At 51.1% G+C, this 23,967-nt stretch carries 21 protein-coding genes and 2 pseudogenes; 13 read left to right on the plus strand and 10 right to left on the minus strand.

Annotation, left to right across the window (positions count from 1 at the left end):
* Positions 1-146: 146 nt before the first annotated feature.
* Together ACIOWA_RS11565 and ACIOWA_RS11570 are read right to left on the minus strand one after the other, a co-directional pair.
* On the minus strand, positions 147-1,397 hold the full coding sequence (locus ACIOWA_RS11565; protein ID WP_401159858.1) for a YcaO-like family protein: 1,251 nt from the start codon (positions 1,395-1,397) through the stop codon (positions 147-149).
* A 16-nt stretch (positions 1,398-1,413) separates the two neighbouring features.
* Positions 1,414-1,620, minus strand: a complete 207-nt coding sequence (locus ACIOWA_RS11570) for a hypothetical protein (RefSeq protein ID WP_301556097.1) — start codon at positions 1,618-1,620, stop codon at positions 1,414-1,416.
* A 344-nt stretch (positions 1,621-1,964) separates the two neighbouring features.
* Between ACIOWA_RS11570 and ACIOWA_RS11575 the strand changes: the two genes are divergently transcribed.
* Both ACIOWA_RS11575 and ACIOWA_RS11580 read left to right on the plus strand, forming a co-directional pair.
* Complete coding sequence (locus ACIOWA_RS11575; protein WP_401159860.1) at positions 1,965-2,198, plus strand: hypothetical protein; 234 nt, start codon at positions 1,965-1,967, stop codon at positions 2,196-2,198.
* Between the two features lie 73 nt (positions 2,199-2,271).
* On the plus strand, positions 2,272-3,354 hold the full coding sequence (locus ACIOWA_RS11580; protein WP_401159862.1) for an MvdC/MvdD family ATP grasp protein: 1,083 nt from the start codon (positions 2,272-2,274) through the stop codon (positions 3,352-3,354).
* A 544-nt stretch (positions 3,355-3,898) separates the two neighbouring features.
* On the opposite strand, the gene ACIOWA_RS11585 is transcribed toward ACIOWA_RS11580, so the two are convergent.
* Complete coding sequence (locus tag ACIOWA_RS11585) at positions 3,899-4,678, minus strand: hypothetical protein (protein WP_401159864.1); 780 nt, start codon at positions 4,676-4,678, stop codon at positions 3,899-3,901.
* Between the two features lie 378 nt (positions 4,679-5,056).
* Here ACIOWA_RS11585 and ACIOWA_RS11590 point away from each other — a divergent pair.
* The 7 genes and pseudogenes from ACIOWA_RS11590 to ACIOWA_RS11620 all read left to right on the plus strand — a co-directional run.
* A pseudogene (locus tag ACIOWA_RS11590) lies at positions 5,057-5,288 on the plus strand (catalase); the annotation flags it as partial.
* Positions 5,289-5,504: 216 nt separating this feature from the next.
* Positions 5,505-6,308 carry a hypothetical protein gene (locus ACIOWA_RS11595; RefSeq protein ID WP_301556103.1) on the plus strand — a complete coding sequence of 268 codons (804 nt, stop codon included), beginning with the start codon at positions 5,505-5,507 and terminating at the stop codon, positions 6,306-6,308.
* The gene (locus ACIOWA_RS11600) at positions 6,299-6,892 is read left to right on the plus strand and encodes a hypothetical protein (RefSeq protein WP_401159866.1); all 594 of its coding nucleotides are present in this window, start codon (positions 6,299-6,301) and stop codon (positions 6,890-6,892) included. The genes ACIOWA_RS11595 and ACIOWA_RS11600 overlap by 10 nt, the downstream gene beginning before the upstream one ends.
* A gap of 261 nt (positions 6,893-7,153) precedes the next feature.
* Positions 7,154-8,380: a hypothetical protein gene (locus ACIOWA_RS11605; RefSeq protein ID WP_401159868.1), complete on the plus strand. Its 1,227-nt coding sequence runs from the start codon at positions 7,154-7,156 to the stop codon at positions 8,378-8,380.
* A gap of 178 nt (positions 8,381-8,558) precedes the next feature.
* Complete coding sequence (gene istA, locus ACIOWA_RS11610; protein ID WP_100221057.1) at positions 8,559-10,058, plus strand: IS21-like element ISPpu27 family transposase; 1,500 nt, start codon at positions 8,559-8,561, stop codon at positions 10,056-10,058.
* Complete coding sequence (gene istB, locus ACIOWA_RS11615) at positions 10,051-10,854, plus strand: IS21-like element helper ATPase IstB (RefSeq protein ID WP_401159870.1); 804 nt, start codon at positions 10,051-10,053, stop codon at positions 10,852-10,854. The genes istA and istB overlap by 8 nt, the downstream gene beginning before the upstream one ends.
* Before the next feature lie 617 nt (positions 10,855-11,471).
* Positions 11,472-11,615 (plus strand): annotated as a pseudogene (locus tag ACIOWA_RS11620) (hypothetical protein); the annotation flags it as partial.
* Positions 11,616-12,711: 1,096 nt separating this feature from the next.
* Here the strand turns inward: ACIOWA_RS11620 and ACIOWA_RS11625 are convergent.
* The 5 genes from ACIOWA_RS11625 to ACIOWA_RS11645 are packed head-to-tail and all read right to left on the minus strand — an operon-like array spanning position 12,712 to position 18,077.
* On the minus strand, positions 12,712-13,137 hold the full coding sequence (locus ACIOWA_RS11625) for a hypothetical protein (protein ID WP_401159872.1): 426 nt from the start codon (positions 13,135-13,137) through the stop codon (positions 12,712-12,714).
* Entirely contained in the window at positions 13,115-13,762 is a 648-nt protein-coding gene (locus tag ACIOWA_RS11630; protein WP_401159874.1) for a hypothetical protein, read from the minus strand. Before ACIOWA_RS11630 ends, ACIOWA_RS11625 begins: the two co-directional genes overlap by 23 nt.
* Positions 13,752-15,194 (minus strand): hypothetical protein, encoded by a 1,443-nt coding sequence (locus ACIOWA_RS11635; protein ID WP_401159876.1) that lies wholly within the window; start codon positions 15,192-15,194, stop codon positions 13,752-13,754. The genes ACIOWA_RS11630 and ACIOWA_RS11635 overlap by 11 nt, the downstream gene beginning before the upstream one ends.
* Positions 15,187-16,815: a hypothetical protein gene (locus ACIOWA_RS11640; protein ID WP_401159878.1), complete on the minus strand. Its 1,629-nt coding sequence runs from the start codon at positions 16,813-16,815 to the stop codon at positions 15,187-15,189. The genes ACIOWA_RS11635 and ACIOWA_RS11640 overlap by 8 nt, the downstream gene beginning before the upstream one ends.
* Positions 16,812-18,077, minus strand: a complete 1,266-nt coding sequence (locus tag ACIOWA_RS11645) for a tyrosine-type recombinase/integrase (RefSeq protein ID WP_401159896.1) — start codon at positions 18,075-18,077, stop codon at positions 16,812-16,814. The genes ACIOWA_RS11640 and ACIOWA_RS11645 overlap by 4 nt, the downstream gene beginning before the upstream one ends.
* Positions 18,078-18,157: 80 nt before the next feature.
* Here ACIOWA_RS11645 and dnaQ point away from each other — a divergent pair, with 80 nt between their 5' ends.
* From dnaQ to ACIOWA_RS11660, 3 genes are all read left to right on the plus strand, one after another.
* Positions 18,158-18,916, plus strand: coding sequence for a DNA polymerase III subunit epsilon (dnaQ, locus tag ACIOWA_RS11650; RefSeq protein WP_401159880.1), 759 nt, complete (start codon positions 18,158-18,160; stop codon positions 18,914-18,916).
* Positions 18,917-19,032: 116 nt separating this feature from the next.
* Positions 19,033-21,288: an Orn/Lys/Arg decarboxylase N-terminal domain-containing protein gene (locus tag ACIOWA_RS11655; protein ID WP_339466429.1), complete on the plus strand. Its 2,256-nt coding sequence runs from the start codon at positions 19,033-19,035 to the stop codon at positions 21,286-21,288.
* A gap of 14 nt (positions 21,289-21,302) precedes the next feature.
* Positions 21,303-21,917, plus strand: a complete 615-nt coding sequence (locus ACIOWA_RS11660) for a GNAT family N-acetyltransferase (RefSeq protein ID WP_339433741.1) — start codon at positions 21,303-21,305, stop codon at positions 21,915-21,917.
* On the opposite strand, the gene ACIOWA_RS11665 is transcribed toward ACIOWA_RS11660, so the two are convergent.
* Positions 21,883-22,776, minus strand: coding sequence for a LysR family transcriptional regulator (locus tag ACIOWA_RS11665; protein WP_339495878.1), 894 nt, complete (start codon positions 22,774-22,776; stop codon positions 21,883-21,885). The two genes, ACIOWA_RS11660 and ACIOWA_RS11665, sit on opposite strands and share 35 nt — an antisense overlap.
* A gap of 85 nt (positions 22,777-22,861) precedes the next feature.
* Complete coding sequence (locus ACIOWA_RS11670) at positions 22,862-23,098, minus strand: hypothetical protein (protein WP_221733433.1); 237 nt, start codon at positions 23,096-23,098, stop codon at positions 22,862-22,864.
* 183 nt (positions 23,099-23,281) lie between these two features.
* Here ACIOWA_RS11670 and ACIOWA_RS11675 point away from each other — a divergent pair, with 183 nt between their 5' ends.
* On the plus strand, positions 23,282-23,839 hold the full coding sequence (locus ACIOWA_RS11675) for an NAD(P)H-dependent oxidoreductase (RefSeq protein ID WP_339495879.1): 558 nt from the start codon (positions 23,282-23,284) through the stop codon (positions 23,837-23,839).
* Positions 23,840-23,967 lie beyond the last annotated feature (128 nt).

The raw sequence follows: 23,967 nt of genomic DNA on the forward strand, positions 1-23,967 counted from the left end.
GCAACATCTACCCTTCGTGACAGGCAGAAAGCGGCCAATTGCTACCCTTCATGAGCAATAATCCACCACGTATAGATAAGTCGATGTAAGTGAATACCGCAGGGCCCAATGAGTCGAATATTTAGTTAAAATGAAATATATATTATCTAAACGCTTCCTAGAATAGATCGCCCGCGAGGACCGGGGGCGACAGGTACACCACGTGCCACCAAGTGAAAACGCTCCAGCCGTGGAACCACCACCTGCATCACAACTACAGGGCCATCTGATAATGAGCGCCAGTAGGATTTAAAACCGCATGCCTTCAACTTTCCGACAATTAATGACAACTGTTTATCTGGTGTTTGAGTGGCGTCTGATTCAGCGTCCCAAATTTTAGCGTGATTCGCTAGTACCGTTCCTCCTCGATAGCCGAAAAAACCAGCTTCAAGGAAGCACTGTACATATGTTGGTAAGTTAGTTTGCATTTGTGCTCCGGATCTTGGTTTGACCTTGCCATTTAATAAGTGCAGTTGATAATACTGGACTGATTCGAGAACTGCCCTTTCTATCGCATATGAAGGTGACAGTGAAGCTCCCGAACCAAAATACCTACTTCCTTGCATCCCCCCTACAGTCAGTGCGGCCAAAGCAGTGGGTAATCCAATTTCGCTTGAAATATCCCATACGTGCAGATCTCCCCCGGTCTCAACTTTGACGTTGTTGAAAAGAAGCTGTAAGTTTGGGGTTAGTAAGTCGTATTTGTACTTCTTTACTGGTATGGGTTCTTTCTTTAATATTGTGGCTAACAACGCGATCCCAATAGAATCTCTCTCGACCACTTCAAGCAATCCGTGCAGCAACGCTTCAGATTTGTTTGTTCCCGACGCGGTGCCGGAATTGGTGCTATAACGACGTAGAGAAAATGACTTTAGAACTTTTACTTCTAGTTTGTCTACTGGCTCAAAATAAGGGTTAGTCAAAAAATATGGATAGTCTAATATCTCTGAGCTATTATTAAACTCAGTGTATTCTGTCCTGGAAAATAGGGACGGATGATTGCCAATAATTGAGTGTAGATCGGGGCATGACTCAATCAGTAAGCTGTCTCTTCCGTTTATGTCTAGCTTTAGAAGTTTTAGTCCGCAAGAGGAAACTTTTCCGATAGAAAAAAGGTGCTCGTGCGCTTCAAAAATAGCCGACGCCATTGATTGTCGGCCTATACCTTTACCCATTCCAATGGACGCTACACCAACCCCAGCATTCTTATCTACAAACTCACAAATCGTGGTTTTAATATTATCGCCAATGCTTCTTAGGTTAACGGAAAATCCTTGTGCGGCCGCTGTTTCTAGTCCGAGCGTAATCGCGGCCGCCGCCTCAAGTTCTCTTTCATGCGCTCCATATGTAAGATACAAGAGGCTCTACTCCATATCAATCAACATTAAGCTTTAGTATCTCAACCAATTCTCGTGGGTGATCGATTTTACAAATCAAAGTCTTTTGACTTTGCCCCTTAACGGTAATTTCCAGCTCGATCGAGCCATCACTCTGCTCACCAACTTCCGAAATGGCGTCATGCACTTGAGCCAATGTCGATTGAAATCCTGATTCTGAACTTTCAAATAATAAATATCCCATCCTAACCTCCGCTATTGGATTTCTATTAAAAGTCGCACATCTCGCACCCTGCGAACGTACTCCAGTACGGCATGCATGGTTTGTCAAGTTTTAAACCAGCGAGAGCTGTGCACAAGCATTAACTCACTAGAATAATAGGAAATAAGTGTGATCGATATAATTTCTAAAGAGAATTTACGACATAAAACGTGATATTTATCAGTTGGTTGGCTTCCTGGGCTTTCGCTTTGCTAATTATTTAATGCTGATCTAGCCTTAGTTCGTTATGGCTCACAAAATGGATATCTGACCAGTTTTTTGTTACTGGGTTTTATGCCTTTCCTAATAGAATTGGAGAATGCAAAATGAAGAAAAAACCAGGCTTAGAAGAGGTCAGCTTTAATGTTAAGGTTAAAAAGCCGCCAACTGAAGGAAAACCTTTCGTATTGATTTGGGCAGATGAAGTTGCTTTGGAAACTCTTCGCTCAAAAGATGCTGTTTTTTCAGAGGCTCTTGGTGGAATAGCTAATGCAGAAATATCTGAAAGCTTTGAAACTACCAATGGCCCTCAAAACGAAGGAGCAGACACGACCTTTTAGATTTCTATAAGTACAACGGAACAGCGACATAGCAGCAAGCTCAGTAGTTGACTTTGGTTGCGGGGGTGTGTAATTGAAAGAGAGTATCTTAATTATATCTCATCTATATGAGCCCAGTGTTAACGCTGTTATTCGAGAATTAGATCGGAACGGAGTGGCTTGGAATAGACTGAACACAGAAATGTTTCCTCTCCTCTCAAGTGGTGTGGTTAATTTTAGCTCGGAGGATGGTGTTTCTGGGAGTTTTGTAAGTTGCGATGGTTCGCGCATTAATCTGGATGGCGTTGGCGCTGTATGGTTTAGACGGGTTGGGAAGTGGGTTTTACCTAGCCATTTAGAAGGGTATGAACTTGAGCATGCAGAAGCAGAGTGCAGGTCGTTCATGCAGGGTTTTTTTCGTTTGCTTTCTCACGTTCCCTGGATGAACGACTACGGGAACGAACAAGTGGCTAGTAGTAAAATGTTTCAGCTAATGAAGGCCCAAAGCATTGGCTTTAAAATTCCTCGAACTTTAATAACTAATTCTGTCGACTCAGTTCGGGATTTTTTTGAGCGTAGGAAAGCGGAAGTCATATTCAAGCCTATTTCTGGAGTTTCCATTGCAGGGGCTGATTTTTCAAAAGAACTTTTTTCAAAATATGAAAATCATCTAGGATATAGCATAAATGTCAGATCGGACTCGATAAACTCCAAGGTGATATTTACGCAAGTGCTAGACGAAGAAAAAATTGAATTTTTAGGCTCGATTGAATTTGGTCCAGTTATATTTCAAGAACGTATCGATAAGCTTGTGGAACTAAGAGTTACTGTTGTTGGTGATGATATATTTTCGGCGGAAATTCACTCTCAGGAAATAGATGATACCAAACTGGATTTTCGGCGGATGACATTCGTAGATCCTGGGAAAATGCCTATACATAAAGTTCATGTCTTGCCAGCTAGAGTACAAGAGTTGATTATGCTCTTGATGAGGGAGCTTGGTCTTGTATTCGGTTGTTTTGACCTGATATTAACCCCTGAGGGAGAATATATTTTCCTTGAGGTTAATCCTAATGGTCAGTGGCTTTGGATTGAAAGCTTGACAGGAATGAAAATCACTTCGGCCATAGCCGCGCTGCTTGCGAGGAGTGCAACTGCAAATAGTTCCTGCTGGTGAATGATATTAGATATTTTTGTTTGCTTTTGGTTTTCTGAATCGAGTCATCGATGGAACACGACTAGATGCTTTACGGACTGTTGTCTCTCAGTAAGAGCCGCTATTGGCTGACTCTATTGAACAGGTCGGGGCGCCCAAACGGCCCGATCATTACTGGTCAAAATGCCTTTTTTCGCACACTACTTCGTAAAATATGAGTCCGGAAGGCTCCGCCGAAAGTAAAGATTTCAATTTTAGACGCTTACTTTTTCGTTACGGAAACCATGGTCGAGTGTTTTCAACAGAATCGGCTGATCCGTCGTCCGTGAAAGGCTGCAATGGGGCGAACGCTGTCGTGCATAGCGACTGCCTTCAACCCAAAACGACCCTTCAGACGTCGGCCAATTTACTCCAGCAGTTCAATCTTGCAATGTCGCTTCAGCTTAAATCTTTGCCTAGTCATGGAATTAATGTAAATGAGCCAAATTGGCTGGGCGCTTTGATCTCGCAATCGGCATCTTGCCTGCGCCTCACAGTTGAACCAGCCAAAGCTGGATCGAATACTTCATTCATCGTCATCGTCATCGTCATCGTCATCGTCCTCTTCATTTTCTGGATAGAATTCATTTTCTCCAGATCTATTAGTTACGAAACACACGAAATTGTACGCTGCTAAAGTGTAATCGAATACCCGCAGTGGAATGGCGTCGATTCTCTTATTGGCGTGGTTTTTGAAAAAAACGAATGATGAGAGATCGTCATCAACAAGGTAGGAGTGCTTGATTTTGTTATTTAGCACTCTCAATTCATCAATGGTGGCATAGGAGGTGGCATTCTTCAGAATGACATTCTGATCTGTGTAGTGGCTTTCAATATCTTTCCATTTGTGCGGCGCACGTTTCCCAGGAGCAGCATTCGAAACAATTGCAAGGCAGCGAGTTGAGATTTGCTCTATTGTGGCCCATAAGTTAATGACCAAACTCTCGTTAGCGATGCACTCTACCTGACGAAGTTGGGCTGCGGCGTTGAAATTCCGGAATGCCATTCGGGCTGATGAAATTTTCTCCTGGTCGTCTCTCATGTGGTCGAACATTAGATTGTAGTGCTTGTTGAAGGCTTCAAAGACTGGTGCAACGACTTGGTTGCTTTGCATATGAGTAAACATCGCAAATCGGTGAAACATCACGATGTCGTCGATGCGTTGGATAGCCTGTAGTCTTAGCGAGTTGCGCTCGGCTCCCAGAGTGCCGCAAGGAAACCTAAAAGTTTCTCGCAGAAACGGTTTCAAACTCTCATCATCGCTACTAAGAATTTCGATTGCATTTAAAGTCAGCGGAGGCTTCATAACATCTCTTTGTCGTAAGGGCTATTTGGCCAAGGAGTGAGTGTGATGTTCTCTCACGGTTCAGCCGGCTCGATTCGCGTAAGCGTTTCGTTTTGTTTTCACGATCAGACTAACACTAGTAAACTAGGCACCGATATGCGTTGGCTGGGCAGGGGAAGGTGCCCATTCCAATGTGGCGCGTTTCGGCAACGCAGCTCATGTGCAGGGCTGTAGGTAACTGCGTGGTGCTGTGCGCGTAATTTGGCCTGCTGGTGAGTGCAGAGTCAAACAAGCACCCGTAAGGCGGCGCGCAGCCCTATGGCGCCATGGATTAGGACTTTCGCTTTCGCGGGCAACGCGTTTGCTTTCCGCCGACAGTGCCGGAGGAGACCATTTAAAACCACCGTCATGAGCGACCGCGGCATACCTTTCAGCTTTCGCCACATGCACGGTTTCGATAGCCAAAAATTCAGCTTTCTAAACGCCGCAAATGAACGCTTCGGGGTCAAATTCACACTCAAGACCCAGCAAGGAATCATGAACTCTCTCCGACGCCGAAGCGGGACAACGTATCGCCGGTGACCGTGAAACCCAGCGGGATATGTACGAAAGCGTCGATCGTGGCGACTTCCTGTTTGCACCTGTACGATGAACCATTTCTTCGGAAAAAACGGTACTTTTGTGTTTGAGATCCTCTTGCCTCGCTCTTCTGTGGGGAACGTACGTTGGTGACATAATGAGGGCTGGGTAGTTGTTCGATGCGAATCTATTTCTTGGAGTAGCAAGGCTCTATGTCTATGCGCGTTTTGGCGGTTAATGTAATTACCCCTCAAATTGAGGCCAGCCAATGCTAACGGCAATCCTGCACGGGAAGGCAGGCCGCGTTGAGATCGATGGACACCAGCAAAGTTGGCGCACCTTGTTTCGCAAACGTGAAGATCTCCTCACGAGTGTGCTGTTCGGACGCATGCCCTATTTGTCTGACTGTGTCCACGATGCGTTTCTACGCGTCCTGCTCGGCAACGAATGTGCGGACGATCTTGGACAGTTGAGCGATATCCAGTTCTGGCCAAGGTTGAGTGAAAGTGAAGGTCGCAGATATGTCGAACCAGATGTGCTGATCGAGTATCCCCATCATCGCCTGCTGATCGAAGTGAAGCCGCCATTTGGTGGTATGCAGACCTCCAAGCAATGGCGAGCGGAGATCCAAGCCCTTCACAGACAAAACGATGAGCCAAAACAAATCATCTTACTTGCCCTAGGCCGCAATCATCCCAAATGGAGGAGTTCGGCAGACAAGCTCGAAAGAGAATTTTCATCGATAGCCCTCCGCGTGTTTTGTCTGGATTGGCCAGAACTTCTGAGAAGCCTCGGGGTCATTCGAAATCTAGCGGACAGTCGGGATGAGCGCATATTCCAAGACTGGTTCGAGGCTTTTCGATTGTTCGGCATGGTGAGCGATACGATGCCGTTCAGCGACCTGCTGCCGTTGTGTAATGCACGAGAAGGTTTCCGCAAACAGCTTGAGCTTGTTCAACACTGGAAGACCATTGCAAAAATACCAACGCCAAGCGCCATCACCCAAGACTGGGCCGCTCTTCTGCCGATTACGCAACTTTTAGATAAGGAAGACTTAGTACCATGGACATGACTCGCGAACAAGTCACTTCTCTCGTAAACCAGGTACAGAACTCTCATCGCTTACTGGCAGGGTTCTACAGACGCCTCCTACCGGCTCTGGATGAAATGGCTGCCAAATTCGGAGCCGGCTTCTGGTTCTGGGACCCCATCAATTTCGACCGTCCATGCCGGTCTGCCACCAAACCTTCAAGCAAGTGGGCGTGGGATTATTTACCCCTGCTTAATGCTCAATTTGTGTATGCACGAACTGATGAAGAACAGCAGGCTGTTATCCAATTTCAGCTGCATACGGATCCATCAGTTCTCAAACGGAATCGTCAAAGTAATGGGCAGCCTGATCCGCTCAGCCTACCCGATGTGACACCAGCCATTCGCATCTATGCCTATTGGCTGAATGAAAGTTCGGTTGAGGATATCAAACAGCAGTGGGAGGAAGCCGAATACCCCAAGGGGGATGCGTTTTCAATTTCGACGCTGACCAGTGAGTTGCAAGGGACTTGGTGGGAGGTTGATCTGGCGGACTTTGTGGTTGCGCCACAGGATACGGAAGCGGCTATTGGCAAGTTCGTTACGTTACCTGCTTCCGAAATATGATGAAATTGCTGGGCCTCATGTCGTCCGCGATTGCCAGTGCGGCCCGGTCAAGTTGGCGCTCCGCTCTAGAAATCCGGGCCCAAAGAATATCCCGATAGATTGTCAGCTTAGAGCCTAGAACGAATCGGTCCGGGGCTGTTGTCGGCCAAAAGCGGTGATCACTGCTTGCAAACACTGCCCGGGGTAGATTGACTCGCAAGATAACTCTGGAAAGCAAAGCAAAATCAGGTAATGATGGCAATTTGATGCTGGGAGGTTCTCATGGCCGAATTTATTGCCATTCCTGTGGGGCAGGGAGACGCGTTTTATCTGGAACGAGATGGACACACGATTCTTGTCGACGGAGGAAAAAACAAAACAGCGTTTCCTGGTGTGTTTTGTCGAGTCACGGGCAAAGACTCAATCAATACTCTCGTATGTACGCACAACGATTCCGATCACGCTAACGGTATAATTGGATACCTCAATAGTGCAATGCGATGTGACGAATTATGGTTGCCTGGCAGATGGCTTGAAGTATTGCCGGATGTACTACAACCAATCGAAAAAGTAATTCGCTTGGTATGTGAGGAAATCAGCGAGATGAGTGCGCGTGATTGTGCGTCAGCGTTGCGGATCTTTTCAAATTTACCGAACGACGATCATTCTTCCTTCGCAGGCGAATCATCAAACCGCGAAAGACGCCCACTTGGCAGCACTGATGAGGAATTACTTGGTCGGAAGGAGGAGAAGCTGGATTGCGGTGGCTGGCCATTATCGATGATCAGCTGCTTAGAAAACGCGGAAAATTGGGGCGATGAACCTGTAGTTGGTCATTGGGGATGGCATTGGCATACATACCATTATGGGTCTCTGCACGGTAGGCTCACTGGTTTCGTAATCGAGGCAGCATCCCGCATTCGAGAGGCTGCATTACTTGCGTTCCAGCACGGAATTTCAATTAGGTGGTTCGAGTACTGTCCCTCGGCCCCATCAGGTGGCTTAGTAGGTATTTTGACACCTGTTAATGCCAAAGAAATTTTTGCAATGCGCAGGAGGTGTAAAACCTCACTTACCGACGCCCTTTCTCTAACAGTAGCCAACCAAGAAAGCTTAGTTTTTTGGTCACCTCCAACCTCAGACATGCCTGGGGTATTGTTTAATGCGGACTCTGATTTGGTTGGTGTTTCACTATCCTCGGAGTTGGAAAACGCCATTGCTACTGCTCCACATCACGGGTCTGACGACAATGCAAACACATATGCTGTAGTCATACGGGATGCGGCTGGATGTGATAGTACGATGACTTGGGTCCGCAGTGACTGTCGCTCTCGAACACGTCCAGGCGAAGTCTATCTAGGCCAAGTCGGTAAGCGCTACTGCACACTTTGCCGTCCCAAAAATACAGAAAGACATAAGCCAACCCGAGAAGTGAGGTTTATCTCCCAATCAAGGCAATGGATCCCCGATATAGAGAGCAGGGAGTGCGAGTGCAAGCGTGCGGTTTAGGATGCAAGCAGCAACGACGAGCGATTCCTTAGTACATGCCAATTCAAACGAGGCCCCAAGCAGTGTTGCCGCTGACCGAAAACTGACCCAGTAAAGGCTGTTCTGCCGACTGAAAACTGACCCAGGTGTTCAACTGCTTCTGCTCACTTTTCGAGCAGGAGAACACAGGGTGATCAGCATGGAAATGTTGGGAAAAATCCGGCGGATGTACTTCCGCGACAAGCTCTCGCTGCATCAGATAGCCAAGCGTACCGGACTGTCGAGAAACACCATTCGAAAATGGGTCAGAGCACCCGAAGCCACCCAGCCGGCGTACCAACGGTGTGCAACCTTCAACAAACTCAGTCCATTTCACGAGACGCTGGAGCAGGCGCTCAAGGCCGATTCGTTTCGGGCAAAGCACAACCGCAGGAGTGCCAAAGCACTCTTCGAACAGATCAAGGCCGAGGGCTACGACGGCGGCTACAGCCAGCTCACCGCCTTCATACGCGCGTGGCGCGGCGAGCAAGGCAAGTCTTTACGGGCCTTTGTGCCGCTGACCTTTGCACTCGGGGAGGCCTTTCAATTCGACTGGAGCGAAGAAGGTCTGCTGATCGGCGGCCTGTTCCGACGCATCCAGGTCTCCCATATGAAGCTGTGCGCCAGTCGCGCATTTTGGTTGGTTGCGTATCCCAGCCAAGGCCACGAGATGTTGTTCGATGCCCATACCCGCTCGTTTGGCGCGTTAGGTGGGGTGCCGCGTCGCGGCATATACGACAATATGAAAACGGCTGTCGACAAGGTCAACAAAGGCAAAGGCCGCACAGTCAATGCCCGGTTTGCCGTCATGTGTGCCCACTACCTATTCGATCCGGACTTCTGCAACGTGGCCTCCGGCTGGGAAAAAGGCATCGTTGAAAAGAACGTTCAAGACAGCCGACGGCGCATCTGGCTCGATGCTCAAAACTGCATGTTCCATACCTTCGAGGAATTGAATGCCTGGCTCGGCCAACGCTGCCGTGCGCTCTGGGACGAACTGGTGCACCCGCAGTACAACGGGCTGACAGTGGCGGACGTCCTGGAGCTGGAACGCGCCGAATTGATGCCGATGCCGACTGCCTTTGATGGCTACGTCGAGCGCACCGTACGGGTCTCCAGCACCTGCCTGATCAGCGTGGCGCGAAATCGCTACTCGGTGCCGTGTGAGCGGGTCGGTCAGTGGGTCAGCAGCCGTTTGTATCCCACACGGGTGGTGGTCATCGCCGATGAAACGATGATTGCCAGTCACGAGCGCCTGTTTGATCGAGATCAGGTCAGTTTTGACTGGCAGCATTACATCCCGCTCATCGAACGCAAGCCCGGTGCGCTGCGCAATGGCGCTCCGTTTGCCGATCTGCCGAAGCCGTTGCAACTGCTAAAACGCGGTCTGAGGCGGCACACCAATGGTGATCGAGTCATGACTCAAGTACTGGCGGCTGTTCCCATCGCCGGGCTCGACGCCGTATTGGTGGCTGTGGAGTTGGTACTTGAATCCGGCAGCTTGAGTGCTGACCACATCCTGAATGTCCTGGCTCGACTGACATCGACAGCAGCCCCTCCGTCCGCCGAAACCAGCCTTCAACTCAAGATAGCGCCTGTCGCCAATACGGCACGCTACGACCGGCTCCGTACCACCGATGAGGAGACTCGCAATGCGTGATCTTATGGCGGAACTCAAAGAACTGCGTCTGCATGGCATGGCCAGCGCCTGGGAAGAACTAGCCTCGCAAGGAGAAGCTTCGACGGCATCCTCGAAATGGCTGCTCGAACATCTGCTTCAACAAGAACATGCAGATCGAGCGGTGCGCTCAGTGAATCATCAGATGAACATGGCCAAACTGCCCATGCATCGTGATTTGGCCGGCTTCGACTTCAGCGCTTCCAGCGCAGATGCCCGCCTGATCAGGGATCTGTCCAACCTGGAGTTCACCGATACCGCGCAGAATGTCGTGTTCATCGGCGGGCCTGGAACAGGCAAAACACACCTCGCCACCGCCTTGGCCGTTTCCGGGATCACGACGCATCACAAACGCGTGCGCTTCTACTCCACGGTGGATCTGGTCAATCTGCTGGAGCGCGAAAAGTACGAAGGCAAGACGGGCCGCATCGCTCAAGGGCTGCTACGAACAGACCTGGTGATACTCGATGAACTGGGGTATTTGCCCTTCAGCCAGAGCGGTGGAGCCCTGTTATTTCATTTGCTGTCCAAGCTGTACGAGCACACCAGCGTGGTGATCACCACCAACCTCAGCTTCTCGGAATGGTCGAGCGTGTTTGGTGACGCCAAGATGACAACGGCGTTGCTGGATCGGCTGACACACCACTGCCACATCGTCGAAACGGGCAACGAGTCCTACCGCCTGCAACACAGCAGCTTGGTCGCCCAGACCAAGATCAAATCACGTGAACGAAAGCGCAAAGACAATGATGGTGCCGAGGACGATGAGCTGTTTTGATCCGCACCGAAAATACCCTGCCGCATGCCCACATGCGGTGGGGCTTTAATGCCTCTTCCACCGGGACACGACTGCTAAGCTTATCCACAATTGCTGATGCCAAAGTCAGCAATCCGCCCTGGGTCAATTTTCAATCGGCAGGGTGGGTCAGTTTTCAATCAGCGCCGACAGACAGGCCCACGAGCAGCGCCAAATCGTCATAGAAGCTCACATCAAGCCGGCCCCGAATGAGGTCTGCGCATGCATGCGGATCTGGCCGTAGGGTAAGGGCATCAGAAAAGCATTTAGATAGGGGGCGACAAGACGGGGGGTGTCCGGTGGCTTTGTGCACGGTTCGTTTCCCTCAATATTTTTTGAAAGGCTTGGCAGCCCCGCGCCTGCACCGCGACATGACCCCAAGGAAAAAGGGTTGAAGCATTCGGGATCCAATATATAGTGGGTGCGCTGTAGGAAGAAAACAGCATTTTCCCTAGGAACCTAGCACCATGAACCGCCCTGAACCTATCATGATAATTAGCAAGGAGGACGCTTCCAGCGTCGCTCAGGCTGAATCCTGGGGCGAGAAAGAGGTATCTCGCGAAATCGCGCTTCTCGAAGCGAGTGTTCACCAGGACAACATTACCCGTACGGTCGAAGCACTTGAGGCTTTAGATCGAGCAGAAACCACTGGAGAGCTAGCACGAAACATACTTCCCGTAAACTTAGAGGACGAACTCAAACAGAGCTACCTCGATTACGCGATGTCCGTAATCGTAGGGCGAGTCTATTCACCACACGAAGCTGTAGGGTATATCCGTGGTCTTTCTCAGCGCGAGATGAGACTGCATTCGCGTCGAAGCCATTTATTCGCACTCTGTAATGGGCTTACGGCTGCCCTTGCTATCCGCCTTCTCGAAAAGGCTGCTCGATCAACTGCCAACCTGCTTCTTAAACTCAAAAAAGCTTCTGATTCCGCCTGCTTTAGAATGCCTCTCTTCGCTTATGGTCCTGAGCTAAGCAAGTTCCGGCACCGACTTCGCTAATACCCCTCCAACAAAAAAAAGTCATTACGTCATCTTTTTTTGAGGAAGGGCCATCATGCCTATCTTTTCCATCACGGCTGACCTTGATTCAGCCGGAGCTATCCGTTGTGAGCATTGTCGGGATTGTAACGCGACCCATATTGAGCTTTCCCGAAACCATGAACACGACCCGGATGAACACGTTGTCGTCTGCGCTCACTGCGCCTATTTGGCTGGCCTGAAGTACTGCAACTGTGGCAGTGAGGTTAGTGTCTTGGTAGATGCAGGTGTCGGTCGTGTCGAGTTCATTCCGGTTTATGCTCCAGACCATCTCCCAGGAGGGGGGGACAATAGTTGCAACTGCGGCCATCTCCGCCTTCGTCTTCAACCCGCGAGAGTCGAAGCGGTTGCGCAGCCAGCGCTCCGCGCCGGGTAGTCCTGGATGAAATCTGCAAGGTGGTCCAGCCGGCCACCTTGTTGCTGTAGCGAAAACGAAGCCTGCGTCCATATTCTTACAGACAGTTCGGACAAGCCGAAAAGTGACCGGGGCAGCAGGAGCATGCAGAACAATGGAAAAATGAATCTGAGTCACCTTATTTTTACTCGACCTCATGAAGGCGAACGATTCAGTTGAAATGGGGGATTTGAACAAGAATTAGCCCATCGATATTACGTCCTCTAGAGACAGCAGGTTCGTTCTTTAACGCGGTTTCCTGCCATCCACATCTACTTGCCCAACCCTAGCAGTCGCCTCCTAGTACCCCCAGGAACCCCTCCTGCTGATTCGCGCGGCCCCCGTCGCGGTGCTACCCTGCCATATTCGGCACACCCTGGCCCGCGTTAGCCAACCAAGCCCTCAGCATTTAATAATTTTTGATTGAGATTTGTCTTTTGTAGGGATTGGCTTCATTAACTCGACTTTAGATAATTTGTGAAGTGCCGAGTTGTAGATCATTCTCTGTAGGGTTTCATGGAGCATGTCAATCTGAAATTGTAGTGAGTTTATGTCTTTCTCAAGCCGTTGAATTTTATGAACGGCGGTGGCCATATTTTTAGGCTGATTTGGAGTTTTTTGAGTTCGTGCGCGAATCTCTTCCTTCTTGGCTTTATATTCAAAGCTCAGAATGGATTTAGATGATAGCGCTTGTCTGGTTGGTATGTAATCTAAATACAGCTTAGAGGACTGGCATATGGCATCCCAAGAAAGTCGTTCTTCGCTGGGCCAGGAACGGATGGTTTCGGCAATTTTTTTTATGACTTTATTGGGGATTGGTGCTGGCATTGTTCTCTTCCATTAATAATTTTAAGCAGTCCAGTACATCGTCACTGAGGGTGTTATTAGTAAGTGAAGGCCTTTCTATTGGCGTAGGTGAGATTTTTTGGATAATCCGATGCTCGTGACTGAAGTCTAGTGCAGTACTTTGGATTGGAGTGCCGTCAGGGATTTCGGGAGATGTCATGATTTTCACCAGTTCAATATACCGGTTGTAGCGAATATAATGCGACTCATACCATCGATCTGCCGCACGGTTGCCAGCCTTTATTTCTACGAATGCGGCGTCAAGATTTTCTTTGATTGAATCTCGCTCAAACTCAATTTCTTTAATTGAGCGCTTATGTCCTTTACAAAAAACGTGTTCTGAGCAGTTCAAACAATCCTTAAATTTATTGCAATAACTCACGGTCCAGTCGTGATTGCAAATTCCATAAGGAGTCACAATGGTAGGTCCTTTTGGCCGTGCGTTTCGATACTCCTCCGGTGTGATCGGTTTATGAGAAATATTGATCGCGGGGATTCGGTTTTCTGCAATTTTTTGTGCAATTCGCTCCGGATTTTCATGCATGTAGGTAGCCGTCTGCCGCTTCGAGGCACGAGTGCTCCATTCTGTGATGACTTCAATCGGCACGCCTGCCTGCTGAGCCATTGTATTTAGAAGATGGCGAAACTGATGTGAGTTTAGCTTGATATCTCCATAATGATGCTTGTGAAAAAAAACTCATTGTTACTTCCTTGTCACCGCGTTGTAGTATCTGGTTAGTCATCCTTTTACTGTAATAATCGCGGTTGTAGGGTGCGAGAAACACAGGGCTGGTTGACAGATAGGATGAGAGTTGATTGTATCGAAGGCACATCATCGACTCAGACATCTTTAGTCGATGATGGCCTTTAATTTCTGGTGCTTGGTAAGGGAAATTCGGGTTGAGCTTTTGGTTGTGTTTTACCACGATTTGCCAAAGTGAATTTAGGGTGAATCCGGTTAAAGAGTAATGGCCGGTGTACTTAAGTAGAAATGTTTCAGTCGAGCCGATAGTTTTGAATCCAAGCGCGTCTTTTACCTGGGTCGGTGTCAGCAATGCGTTGTCTGCAACATCAGGGCAGCTTTCGTGACGGTAGAAGCGTTTATTTCCGCTTTCTAGATATAGTGCAAGCTTTCGCCCCTCATTAGTTATTTCTTGAAGCCGACGAATAGCCTCCTCGGTCACGGGGGCCACAACGTCGATGACTGCTTTCACCATGTATCTTTTTGTCTTTGGAGAAAAGCCTTTCAAAATTAATTCAGGCTCTCCATTTTTATTTAGTTCATAGGTGTGGGGTGTCGTTCGAAAAAAAGCTAGCTCACCGATGCGAACTGGAAACGACAGCAAGAGAGCCGTGGTACAGGTAATAAAAACATCTTCTTCATCTTGCTCGGTGGTATAGCCATTGGCGAACACTTCAGCGATAGCCCAAATAGCATCAGAGCAGGGGAGTTTTGCCTCTTTTTGCTCTTGGCTCAGATTTTCTGGTGCGCCAGGATTCTTCAACTTACCAACAAATGGGTGGGTCCATATGATCCGATTGGTTGTGAGTTTGTTTGCGGATATGGTCAAACCTAGCACCTCCAAGGCACCACCCACTCCGGAGCGATCTTGAATGTTTTCTTCTAGCAAGATGTGGCCCGCTGTAACAAAGTGTCGAGACTCAGCATTGCAGATAGACGCTTGGCCATCTAAACGAATCATCGCTTCTTCAAGTAGTTGAAGCGCCAAAATGCTTCGTGTGAATGTTTGAGTAGGTTTGAGATGCTGGGTATACCGAATGTAAGCTTTGGCAAAATCTCCAAATTCAGTCGACATAAGGTCCTCAGGCTGAGGGGATTTAGTCTTATGTAGTTTTCGACCGTAGAGGTTTAAAAAGCGAATTTTCCTCAACGGAGTTTGCCAGCAGTAGTCAGACCAACTGAATCCAGGAAAAGCCGACCAAAGTGTTATTTTATTTTTTGCGAGGTCAATAAATCGCGCCAAATTTTCTTCAGCGACCAAAGAAGCCTTTGCTCTAAAAAGTACAATGTTATCCAAGGTCCTGGTCCTCAAGGATAAGTTCGCGTGCCTTGCACATAGCAATTACGTGTCTTACGGCTTCTTTTTCTCGTTCATAGTCGACATGAGCAAGTATGTTATGGCCGCTACCGAAGAGGGGGACTTGACGCTGCCGTTCTTCTTTTTCTATCAGCATCTCTAAGACCTGCTCATGTGGACCATGAAGCCAAGGCTCGAAGTTAGGGCAGCGATAACACCCGATTGGAACACCTGCGGCGCAGGCATCGCGCTCACCGCAATTTCCTAGGCTTGAGTCCGAGCGACCGTTGAGCGCGACCCTACTAGCTTTGTCGTTGCCACGTGTTGCGTCACTTTCCTTGTCTCGAATGGGGCCGGTAAATGCCCTTACAATCGGAGCCATAGCTGTGCCCATGACTCGCAATTCTCTAGCTTGTTCGGCAAAATCTTTATAGTAAACATCAAGGGTTTTGTCAGTCTTGTGACCAATCCAAAATTGCAGTTGTGCTCTCGGAACCCCTGAGCGTGCAAGTTGCAATATTCGAGAATAGCGGTTTCGGTACGCACCTTCCCTTAGGATTTTGCCTGTCCTTTCGGAAACGATCTTCGTTCCATGCTCTCGCCGAGCGATCAGTTTAGAAATGCTAGCTACAGGGCAATGGAGGAGTCGACTGGAATAAATGAACTCAAGTTTGCTCTCGTATTTTTTTACCCTTTTGATGCGATGTTCTATCCACCCAAAGCTAAACAATGGGAGTTGAAAAATTTCCTCCGGGGTTAAGGTGAGTCCGGTTAGGTTTTGAAAATCACCTATAGTTTTTTGTGCGGTTTTCTGACAAAGCGTCCATAACTCGTCATTTAACGGATGTATTTCGGGCGCGGACTGACGAAATCCACCGGCTCCCTTTTCTTTAGCCCCTGGAAACTCGAAGCGCTTGCCGCTGACTCCTTGAGCTTCGCCATGTTCTTTCAAGTCGCCGATCTTGGCATGCGCAAATTGAATGGGACGCCTCCCATACTGTGCGGATAGTAGGCATAACGTCGACTTATCTAGGAGTGATATCCCGTTCTCTAAATCATGCCAGAGGGTGTACACAAGGTCGTCGTACTCCTGCTCGGTGTACCACCCCTCAGTCGGATCGTCGGACCGAATCCTGCTGCCAGCGGGGCGGGTTGGAATCGGTGACTGCAAAATGGAAAGCAGTTCAGCAGCCTCCCCGGATATCCCGGAGTAACCCAGCTTATGCCACAATAATAATATTCGCTTTACATTATGGAAGAAGCCAGCAGGCGAGAGATGCGATAGTGCCTGTAAGGCGTGGATGCAGTCCTCTTCAATACTCTCGCATGGATAGCTCAAGAGAAGTCTATTCAAATCGTTGATGCTTGCCCAGATTACAGCGGGTGCATATCTGCCATCGCTGCACATTCTAGTTATGGTGTCAGCAAATCCTTTATAGGACTCTAATGATAAATTTTCATATATGGCGCCGGCTTTCGCGTGACCAAGTCCTACTATCTCGATTGATTCATCATGGTATGTGATAAAAACCGAATTGTTGGTGTTTTTCCGCTGTTGGTGGGAAAAATGCTGTGGTTGTTCGAGAGTAGTGGTTTTGATGACGGCGTTCGGGCTTTTCAAGGGCGGCGCTTCCTGCGCTCAGAAACGTGATTCGCCGTACTGAGACCTGTTTTAGCAGCGCCTTCCATGATGTGGCGGAAGTTATAGAGGTTTGGCATATCTGAGTCAGGTACCCATCCCATCAAGTAACAGCGCTGTGACGCCTCCTCAGCTTCACTTAGGCCTTTTTCTTTCGCAGACTTAGAGAAGCGATAGTTCCAGTCATGACGTAGCAGATGCGGGTGAAGACCACGCAAAGCCGGGTATTTTTTGCGAAGCAATCCCAGTGCATTATAAAAGGCACTCAATTCCAAAGGTTGGCCTTGGTGTTCGTTTGGGCGATGGTTGATGAAGATGAAGTCATCGTCACGGAATTCAGTGTTTGGAACGTCTGCACGTATCTTAAGGTAATCTTGAATTTTCTCAGACATCTGCTCGGTAATTGGCAATTCCCGGCCTAATGTTTTGGCAACAGGTTGACGCAATCGCCGGTCGAGCGCGTCGTCGTGATTCCGTTGAATGCGCAACACTGCGTGGTCGCCACCACGGGCGGGCGTGAAGTCTTTGAGTTTGAGAGTGAGTACTTCGCCAATCCGCATACCGGTTTCGTACAAAATTTCTAGCATTGTGGCATTGCGGAACGCGGCACCAAAATTTGCTGGTCGATCAACATGAGCAGTCGGATTACTGAACAACTCGATCAGTGCCTCACTCATGTCAACCGTCAGGTGTTTGGTAATCATCTCCCTGTTTCTCTGGTGTTTCGAGCCGGTAGGCACAGGCAGGGTGTCCAGCGCGTTGAGCATGCAAGTGATGCTCTCGCTGATCTCAGTATTCGAGTTACGGATCAGCTGATGAGCAAGCCACTCCAGATAATTGGTGACATGTCTGCATCGGGCGTTGAACTTGGTCGCATCGATCGATTCGGTGGGTGACATACGGTTGCGGGCAAGAAAATCGCCCAGGGTGCCGATCTCGGCAGGAGTTAGAAGCTGTCGACTTGTGAAGCGCTCATCCAGATCGATCCCATGCTTATCGGCCCACTCATAAACGCATTTCACCGAGCGCAGGATTTCACGCTGGCTGTTGTGCGTCAGCCCCCACAGTTTCTGCCCGCAGTACAAGGTCGGATAGAATAGGGGGATTCCTCCTTGCTCAAGGTCGCAGAGCTGGGAGAAATGTACGTGCTGTGTGGAGATGTAATCGAGCACTGACAGCTTCATCGTTTTTACATTTCCTTGAGTGAGCGGATTTGTAAGAAGGTTTTTACATTTTTTAGGCATGCCATGCAAGTGGAATTCTCCGTAAAAGCCTGGTATAATTGGCCTTAAGGGTGGTAAGTCGAGTGAGGTATTAACAAAACATGGTTAACAGGATAGTAGTACTCGATACCGAAACCACCGGCATGCCGGTGACCGATGGTCACCGGATTATCGAAATCGGTTGTGTCGAACTGATCGGTCGGCGCCTGACGGGCCGGCACTTCCACGTTTACCTGCAACCGGATCGCGAGAGTGACGAAGGCGCCATCGGCGTCCACGGCATCACCAATGAATTTCTGGTGGGCAAACCGCGGTTTGCCGAAGTCGCTGATGAGTTCTTCGAGTTCATCAAAGGCGCACAACTGATCATCCATAACGCGGCGTTCGACGTTGGCTTCATCAACAACGAATTTGCCTTGATGGGTCAGCAGGATCGTGCCGACATCACGCAGCATTGTTCGATCCTCGATACCCTGATGATGGCCCGGGAGCGTCACCCGGGGCAGCGCAACAGCCTCGATGCGTTGTGCAAACGTTATGGCGTCGACAACTCCGGCCGTGAACTGCACGGCGCCTTGCTCGACTCGGAGATTCTCGCCGACGTTTACCTGACCATGACCGGTGGCCAGACCAGCCTGTCGCTGGCCGGCAATGCTTCCGACGGTAATGGTACGGGTGATGGCGCGGACAACTCCGCCACGGAAATCCGTCGGCTGCCGGCCGATCGTCAGCCGGCACGAATCATTCGTGCGACGGAAGATGAACTGGCGGCACACCAGGTACGCCTGGAGATCATCGCCAAGTCGGCTGGTGGCCCGGCGCTTTGGACGCAAATCGCAGAAGCGGACGCACAGGGCTGAAAGATCATCGCCTCGTGGAAGTACTGACAAGTGGCCACCCTCGCCACTTTCGCTGCAACCCTCTACCCTGAGTGCATGGGTGGATTCAAATCCGCCGCCTCAGGACACTGAGCCTCATGTACAAAGATTTGAAGTTTCCGGTGTTGATCGTCCATCGCGACATCAAGGCCGATACGGTCGCCGGCGAGCGTATTCGCGGTATCGCCCGGGAATTGGAACAGGAAGGTTTCAATATCGTTTCGGCCACCGACTATGCCGAAGGGCGCCTGGTGGCATCGACTCATCATGGTCTGGCGTGCATGCTGATCGCCGCCGAAGACGCCAGCACCAATTCACATCTGTTGCAGAACATGGCCGAACTGATCGGCCTGGCCCGGGTGCGCGCGCCGGACCTGCCGATCTTTGCCCTGGGTGAACAGGTCACGCTGGAAAACGCCCCGGCCGATGCCATGGCCGAACTCAATCAATTGCGCGGCATCCTTTACCTGTTTGAAGACACGGTGCCGTTCCTGGCCCGACAAGTCGCACGGGCGGCGCGCAAGTATCTCGACGGTTTGCTACCGCCGTTTTTCAAGGCGCTGGTGCAGCACACCGCTGATTCCAATTATTCCTGGCACACCCCCGGTCATGGCGGCGGCGTGGCGTATCACAAGAGTCCGGTAGGGCAGGCGTTTCACCAGTTCTTTGGCGAAAATACCCTGCGTTCGGATTTGTCGGTTTCGGTGCCAGAGCTCGGTTCATTGCTTGATCACACGGGGCCGCTCGCTGAAGCGGAAGAGCGTGCAGCACGAAATTTCGGCGCTGATCACACCTTTTTCGTGATCAATGGCACCTCGACGGCCAACAAGATTGTCTGGCATTCGATGGTGGCGCGCGACGATCTGGTGCTGGTGGATCGCAACTGCCACAAGTCGGTGCTGCACGCGATCATCATGACCGGCGCGATCCCGTTGTACCTGTGTCCGGAGCGCAACGAACTGGGGATCATCGGTCCGATTCCGCTGAGCGAGTTCAGTCGCGAATCGATTCAGGCGAAGATCGACGCCAGCCCGCTGACCCAGGGTCGTGCGCCGAAAGTCAAACTGGCAGTGGTGACCAATTCGACCTACGACGGCCTCTGTTACAACGCCGAATTGATCAAGCAAAGCCTTGGCAACAGCGTCGAAGTGCTGCATTTCGACGAGGCGTGGTACGCCTATGCAGCGTTTCACGAATTCTTCGCCGGACGTTACGGCATGGCCACCTCGCGTAGCGCCGACAGCCCATTGGTGTTCACCACCCACTCCACCCATAAGCTGCTCGCTGCGTTCAGTCAGGCTTCGATGATTCATGTGCAGGACGGCGGTGCGCGGCAACTGGATCGCGACCGCTTCAACGAAGCGTTCATGATGCACATCTCCACTTCGCCGCAGTACAGCATCATTGCCTCGCTCGACGTGGCGTCGGCCATGATGGAAGGCCCGGCCGGGCGCTCGCTGTTGCAGGAAACCTTCGACGAAGCGCTGAGTTTCCGTCGGGCGCTGGCCAATCTGCGTCAGCACATCGCTGCTGATGACTGGTGGTTCTCGATCTGGCAGCCGCCAGGTGTCGAGGGCATCGACCGTGTGCAAACCGAAGACTGGTTGCTGCAACCGGATGCTGACTGGCACGGTTTCGGTGAGGTCAGCGACGACTATGTACTGCTTGACCCGATCAAGGTCACGTTGGTGATGCCGGGGTTGAATGCCGGTGGCGCGTTGAGCGAGAGGGGGATTCCGGCCGCCGTGGTCAGCAAGTTCCTCTGGGAGCGCGGGCTGGTGGTGGAGAAGACCGGTCTGTACTCGTTTCTGGTGCTGTTCTCCATGGGCATCACCAAAGGCAAATGGAGCACGCTGATCACCGAGTTGCTGGAGTTCAAACGCAGTTACGACGCTAATGTCGGTCTGGCAACGTGCCTGCCGTGCGTTGCACAGGAGGACACCGCACGCTATCGCGGTATGGGCCTGCGTGACTTGTGCGATCAATTGCATGCCTGCTATCGCAGCAATGCCACTGCCAAACACCTCAAGCGCATGTACACCGTAATGCCGCAAATCGCCATGAAGCCTGCCCATGCCTATGATCATCTGGTGCGCGGTGAAGTCGAGGCCGTACCGATCGACGAGCTGGAAGGGCGGATTGCTGCGGTGATGCTGGTACCGTATCCACCGGGAATCCCGTTGATCATGCCCGGCGAGCGTTTTAGCGAGTCGACTCGCTCGATCATCGATTACCTGAAATTTGCCCGCACGTTCGATAGCAGCTTTCCCGGTTTTGTCGCCGATGTGCATGGACTGCAACATGAAGACCAAGGCAATGGACGGCACTACACCGTCGATTGCGTCAAGGAATGAGGACTTTTCCCAGTATGCAACCGGTCATGAATCCGAAATACCCAGGGCTGTCGGTGCGTGTCGCCGATGAAGGCTTTGCGGCTTATATCTGGGGCAGCGACTTCAGCTTTGAGGTCGCAGCGTATGGCGCCGCGGTGATCGGCAAGCCCGTGGAGCAGTGGTCGATGACGACGATTGTCCCTTACCGCAAGTGTTACGGCATTGATCCGGAGGAGTTCAGCAGCTACCGCGATGCGGCGGACAGCGCGATTTTCATGGCATACCTCGACGACGAACCGGTCGGCCATCTGGTCATCAGCACCAACTGGAATGGCTTTGCCCATATCGATGAGTTGGCGGTGCACGCGCCGGCCCGTCGCCACGGCGTAGCGAAGGCGTTGCTGGATGTGGCGCAATTCTGGAGTCGCAAAAAGAAGCTGCCGGGGATCATGCTGGAAACCCAGAACAATAACCTCGGTGCTTGTCGGCTGTATGAGCGCTGTGGGTATGTGATCGGTGGTGTCGACCAGTTACGCTATCGCGGCATCGACCCGAACACCGCCGAGGTGGCGCTGTTCTGGTATCGACTGTTCGATAATCCGCTGGAAAATTCAGTTAGCTCGTCAGCATCGCCTCGGCTTGTTCCGTGACGATGGCCAGTAAGGTCTGGATCGCCGATGACGGCGCGGCGTGCTTGAAGGTCAAGGCGTAGAGGCTGATCGTGATGGCGGGCGATAGCGGGCAGGTATCAAGCCCGGCGGAGCGTGCGCCCAATGCGGTGAACGGATCGACAATGGCCAGACCTTCGCCGGCCTCGACCATGCTGCGCATCATTTGATGGGTTTGCACGCGGGTCTGGATGCTCGGCGCCGGGCGTAAGGCCTGGAGTTTGTTTTCCAGTGCCGGGCTCAGCGGATCCTCACGTTCGAGGCCGATCATCGCCTGTCCCGCCAGGTCCTGCAGGGAAATGTACTTCTGCTTCGGTTGCAGCCAGCCATGGGGCGCAAGCAATTGCAGCTTGCCCTGGGCCAATGGCTGGCAATGAATGTCGGGATGGTCGGGATCGTGCAGGCTCAAACCCAGATCACATTCACGCAGCAAAAGGCTGCGGACGATGTCGCGGGTCGGGGCACTCAACAGGCTGCAAGGTGCATCCGGCAGGCGTCGACGCAGTGAGGCGAGGCTTTGTGGCAATAATTGCTGGGCCAGCGCAGGGGTGCCGATGATGCGCACCGGCGGGGCAAGGTATTGTTTGAGGCTGCTGGCCAGGCGTTGCACAGGTTCCAGCGCTTCATAGACGTGAGCGATTTCCACCTGCAACGCCCGAGCCTCGGGCGTCGGTTGCAGGCGCCCGCGAACGCTGGCGAACAGCATGAACCCCAAATGACTCTCGGCCTCGCGCAAACGCTCTTCGACCTCGGCCAGCGGCAACTGCAACCATTCGGCGGCAGTGCCCATATGACCGGCCTGCAAAAGCGCCTGAATCACTTCGATATGACGTAAACGCATGCGTGAAGTCCATGTTCAGCAGGTGGGGTCAGTGGCTGAATCCTACCCCAAGTCTGCGCATATGACTTCTGCTCATAACAGTCAGTTATGAAGCGACGGTTGGCTCAGGTTCGCGAGTCAGGGTGACACCCGATTGAACCAGCAAAAACTCGTTGTCACTGACCTTGTTGACGCGATCGCCAATGGCCAGTTTGTATGTGGTGACAGGCTCCGAGCCGGTAAAACCGTCCGCTGACGGAGTGGATTCCTGGAACTCATGCACCGAATAAACGCGGCCTTCCGCATCTCTTGCATGGAACTGACCGACCAGTACTGCTGCCATCTGCTTAGAACCTCTGGAGATAAAACGCTTGATTTGCGGCTTGGTAGACCGTCATCAAGGCCTGTAAGTTTTCCTACAGGAGAAAAATAATCAGCACGCGGGTATTTCCCGAGTCCGCTGGTGAAACTGTCATCGAATCATCTATAACTACTGGCTTCTTCCACTGACAATCGAGAGTCTTCCATGAGCAATGTCTACAACGTCGCCGTAGTGGTCGGTAGCCTTCGCAAAGCGTCGATCAACCGTAAAGTCGCCCTTGCACTGGCCGAGCTGGCTCCGGCTAACCTCAAGCTTGAGATTGTCGAAATCGGCGATCTGCCACTCTATAACGAAGACATTGACGGTGATTCACCGCCGGCAGCCTACAGCACTTTTCGACAAAAGGTGGGTTCATCCGACGCGGTGCTGTTTGTGACGCCGGAGTACAACCGCTCGGTGCCTGCACCGTTGAAAAATGCGATCGACGTTGGCTCGCGGCCTTACGGCAAGAGCGTCTGGGGCGGCAAGCCGGGCGCGGTGATCAGTGTTTCGCCAGGTGCGATCGGCGGTTTCGGCGCGAACCAGCATCTGCGTCAGTCGTTTGTGTTTCTCGACGTGCCCTGCATGCAGCAGCCAGAGGCCTATCTGGGCGGTGCGGGGTCGGCGTTTGATGAGGCGGGCAAGCTGAGTGAGACGGTGAAACCGTTTCTGCAGAAGTTCATCGATGCGTACGGGCTCTTTGTGGCACAACACAAGAAATGAGTTAATCGTTTCTCCGGATGTACACCGGAAACTGTGGGAGCGGGCTTGCTCGCGAAAGCGTAGTGTCAGATAGCAACTTTTTGTCTGACCTGCGGCCTTCGCGAGCAAGCCCGCTCCCACATGTGGAT

It is taken from the genome of Pseudomonas sp. NPDC087614, from assembly GCF_044743485.1.
In the GTDB taxonomy this organism is placed as follows: Bacteria; Pseudomonadota; Gammaproteobacteria; order Pseudomonadales; family Pseudomonadaceae; genus Aquipseudomonas; species Aquipseudomonas baetica_A.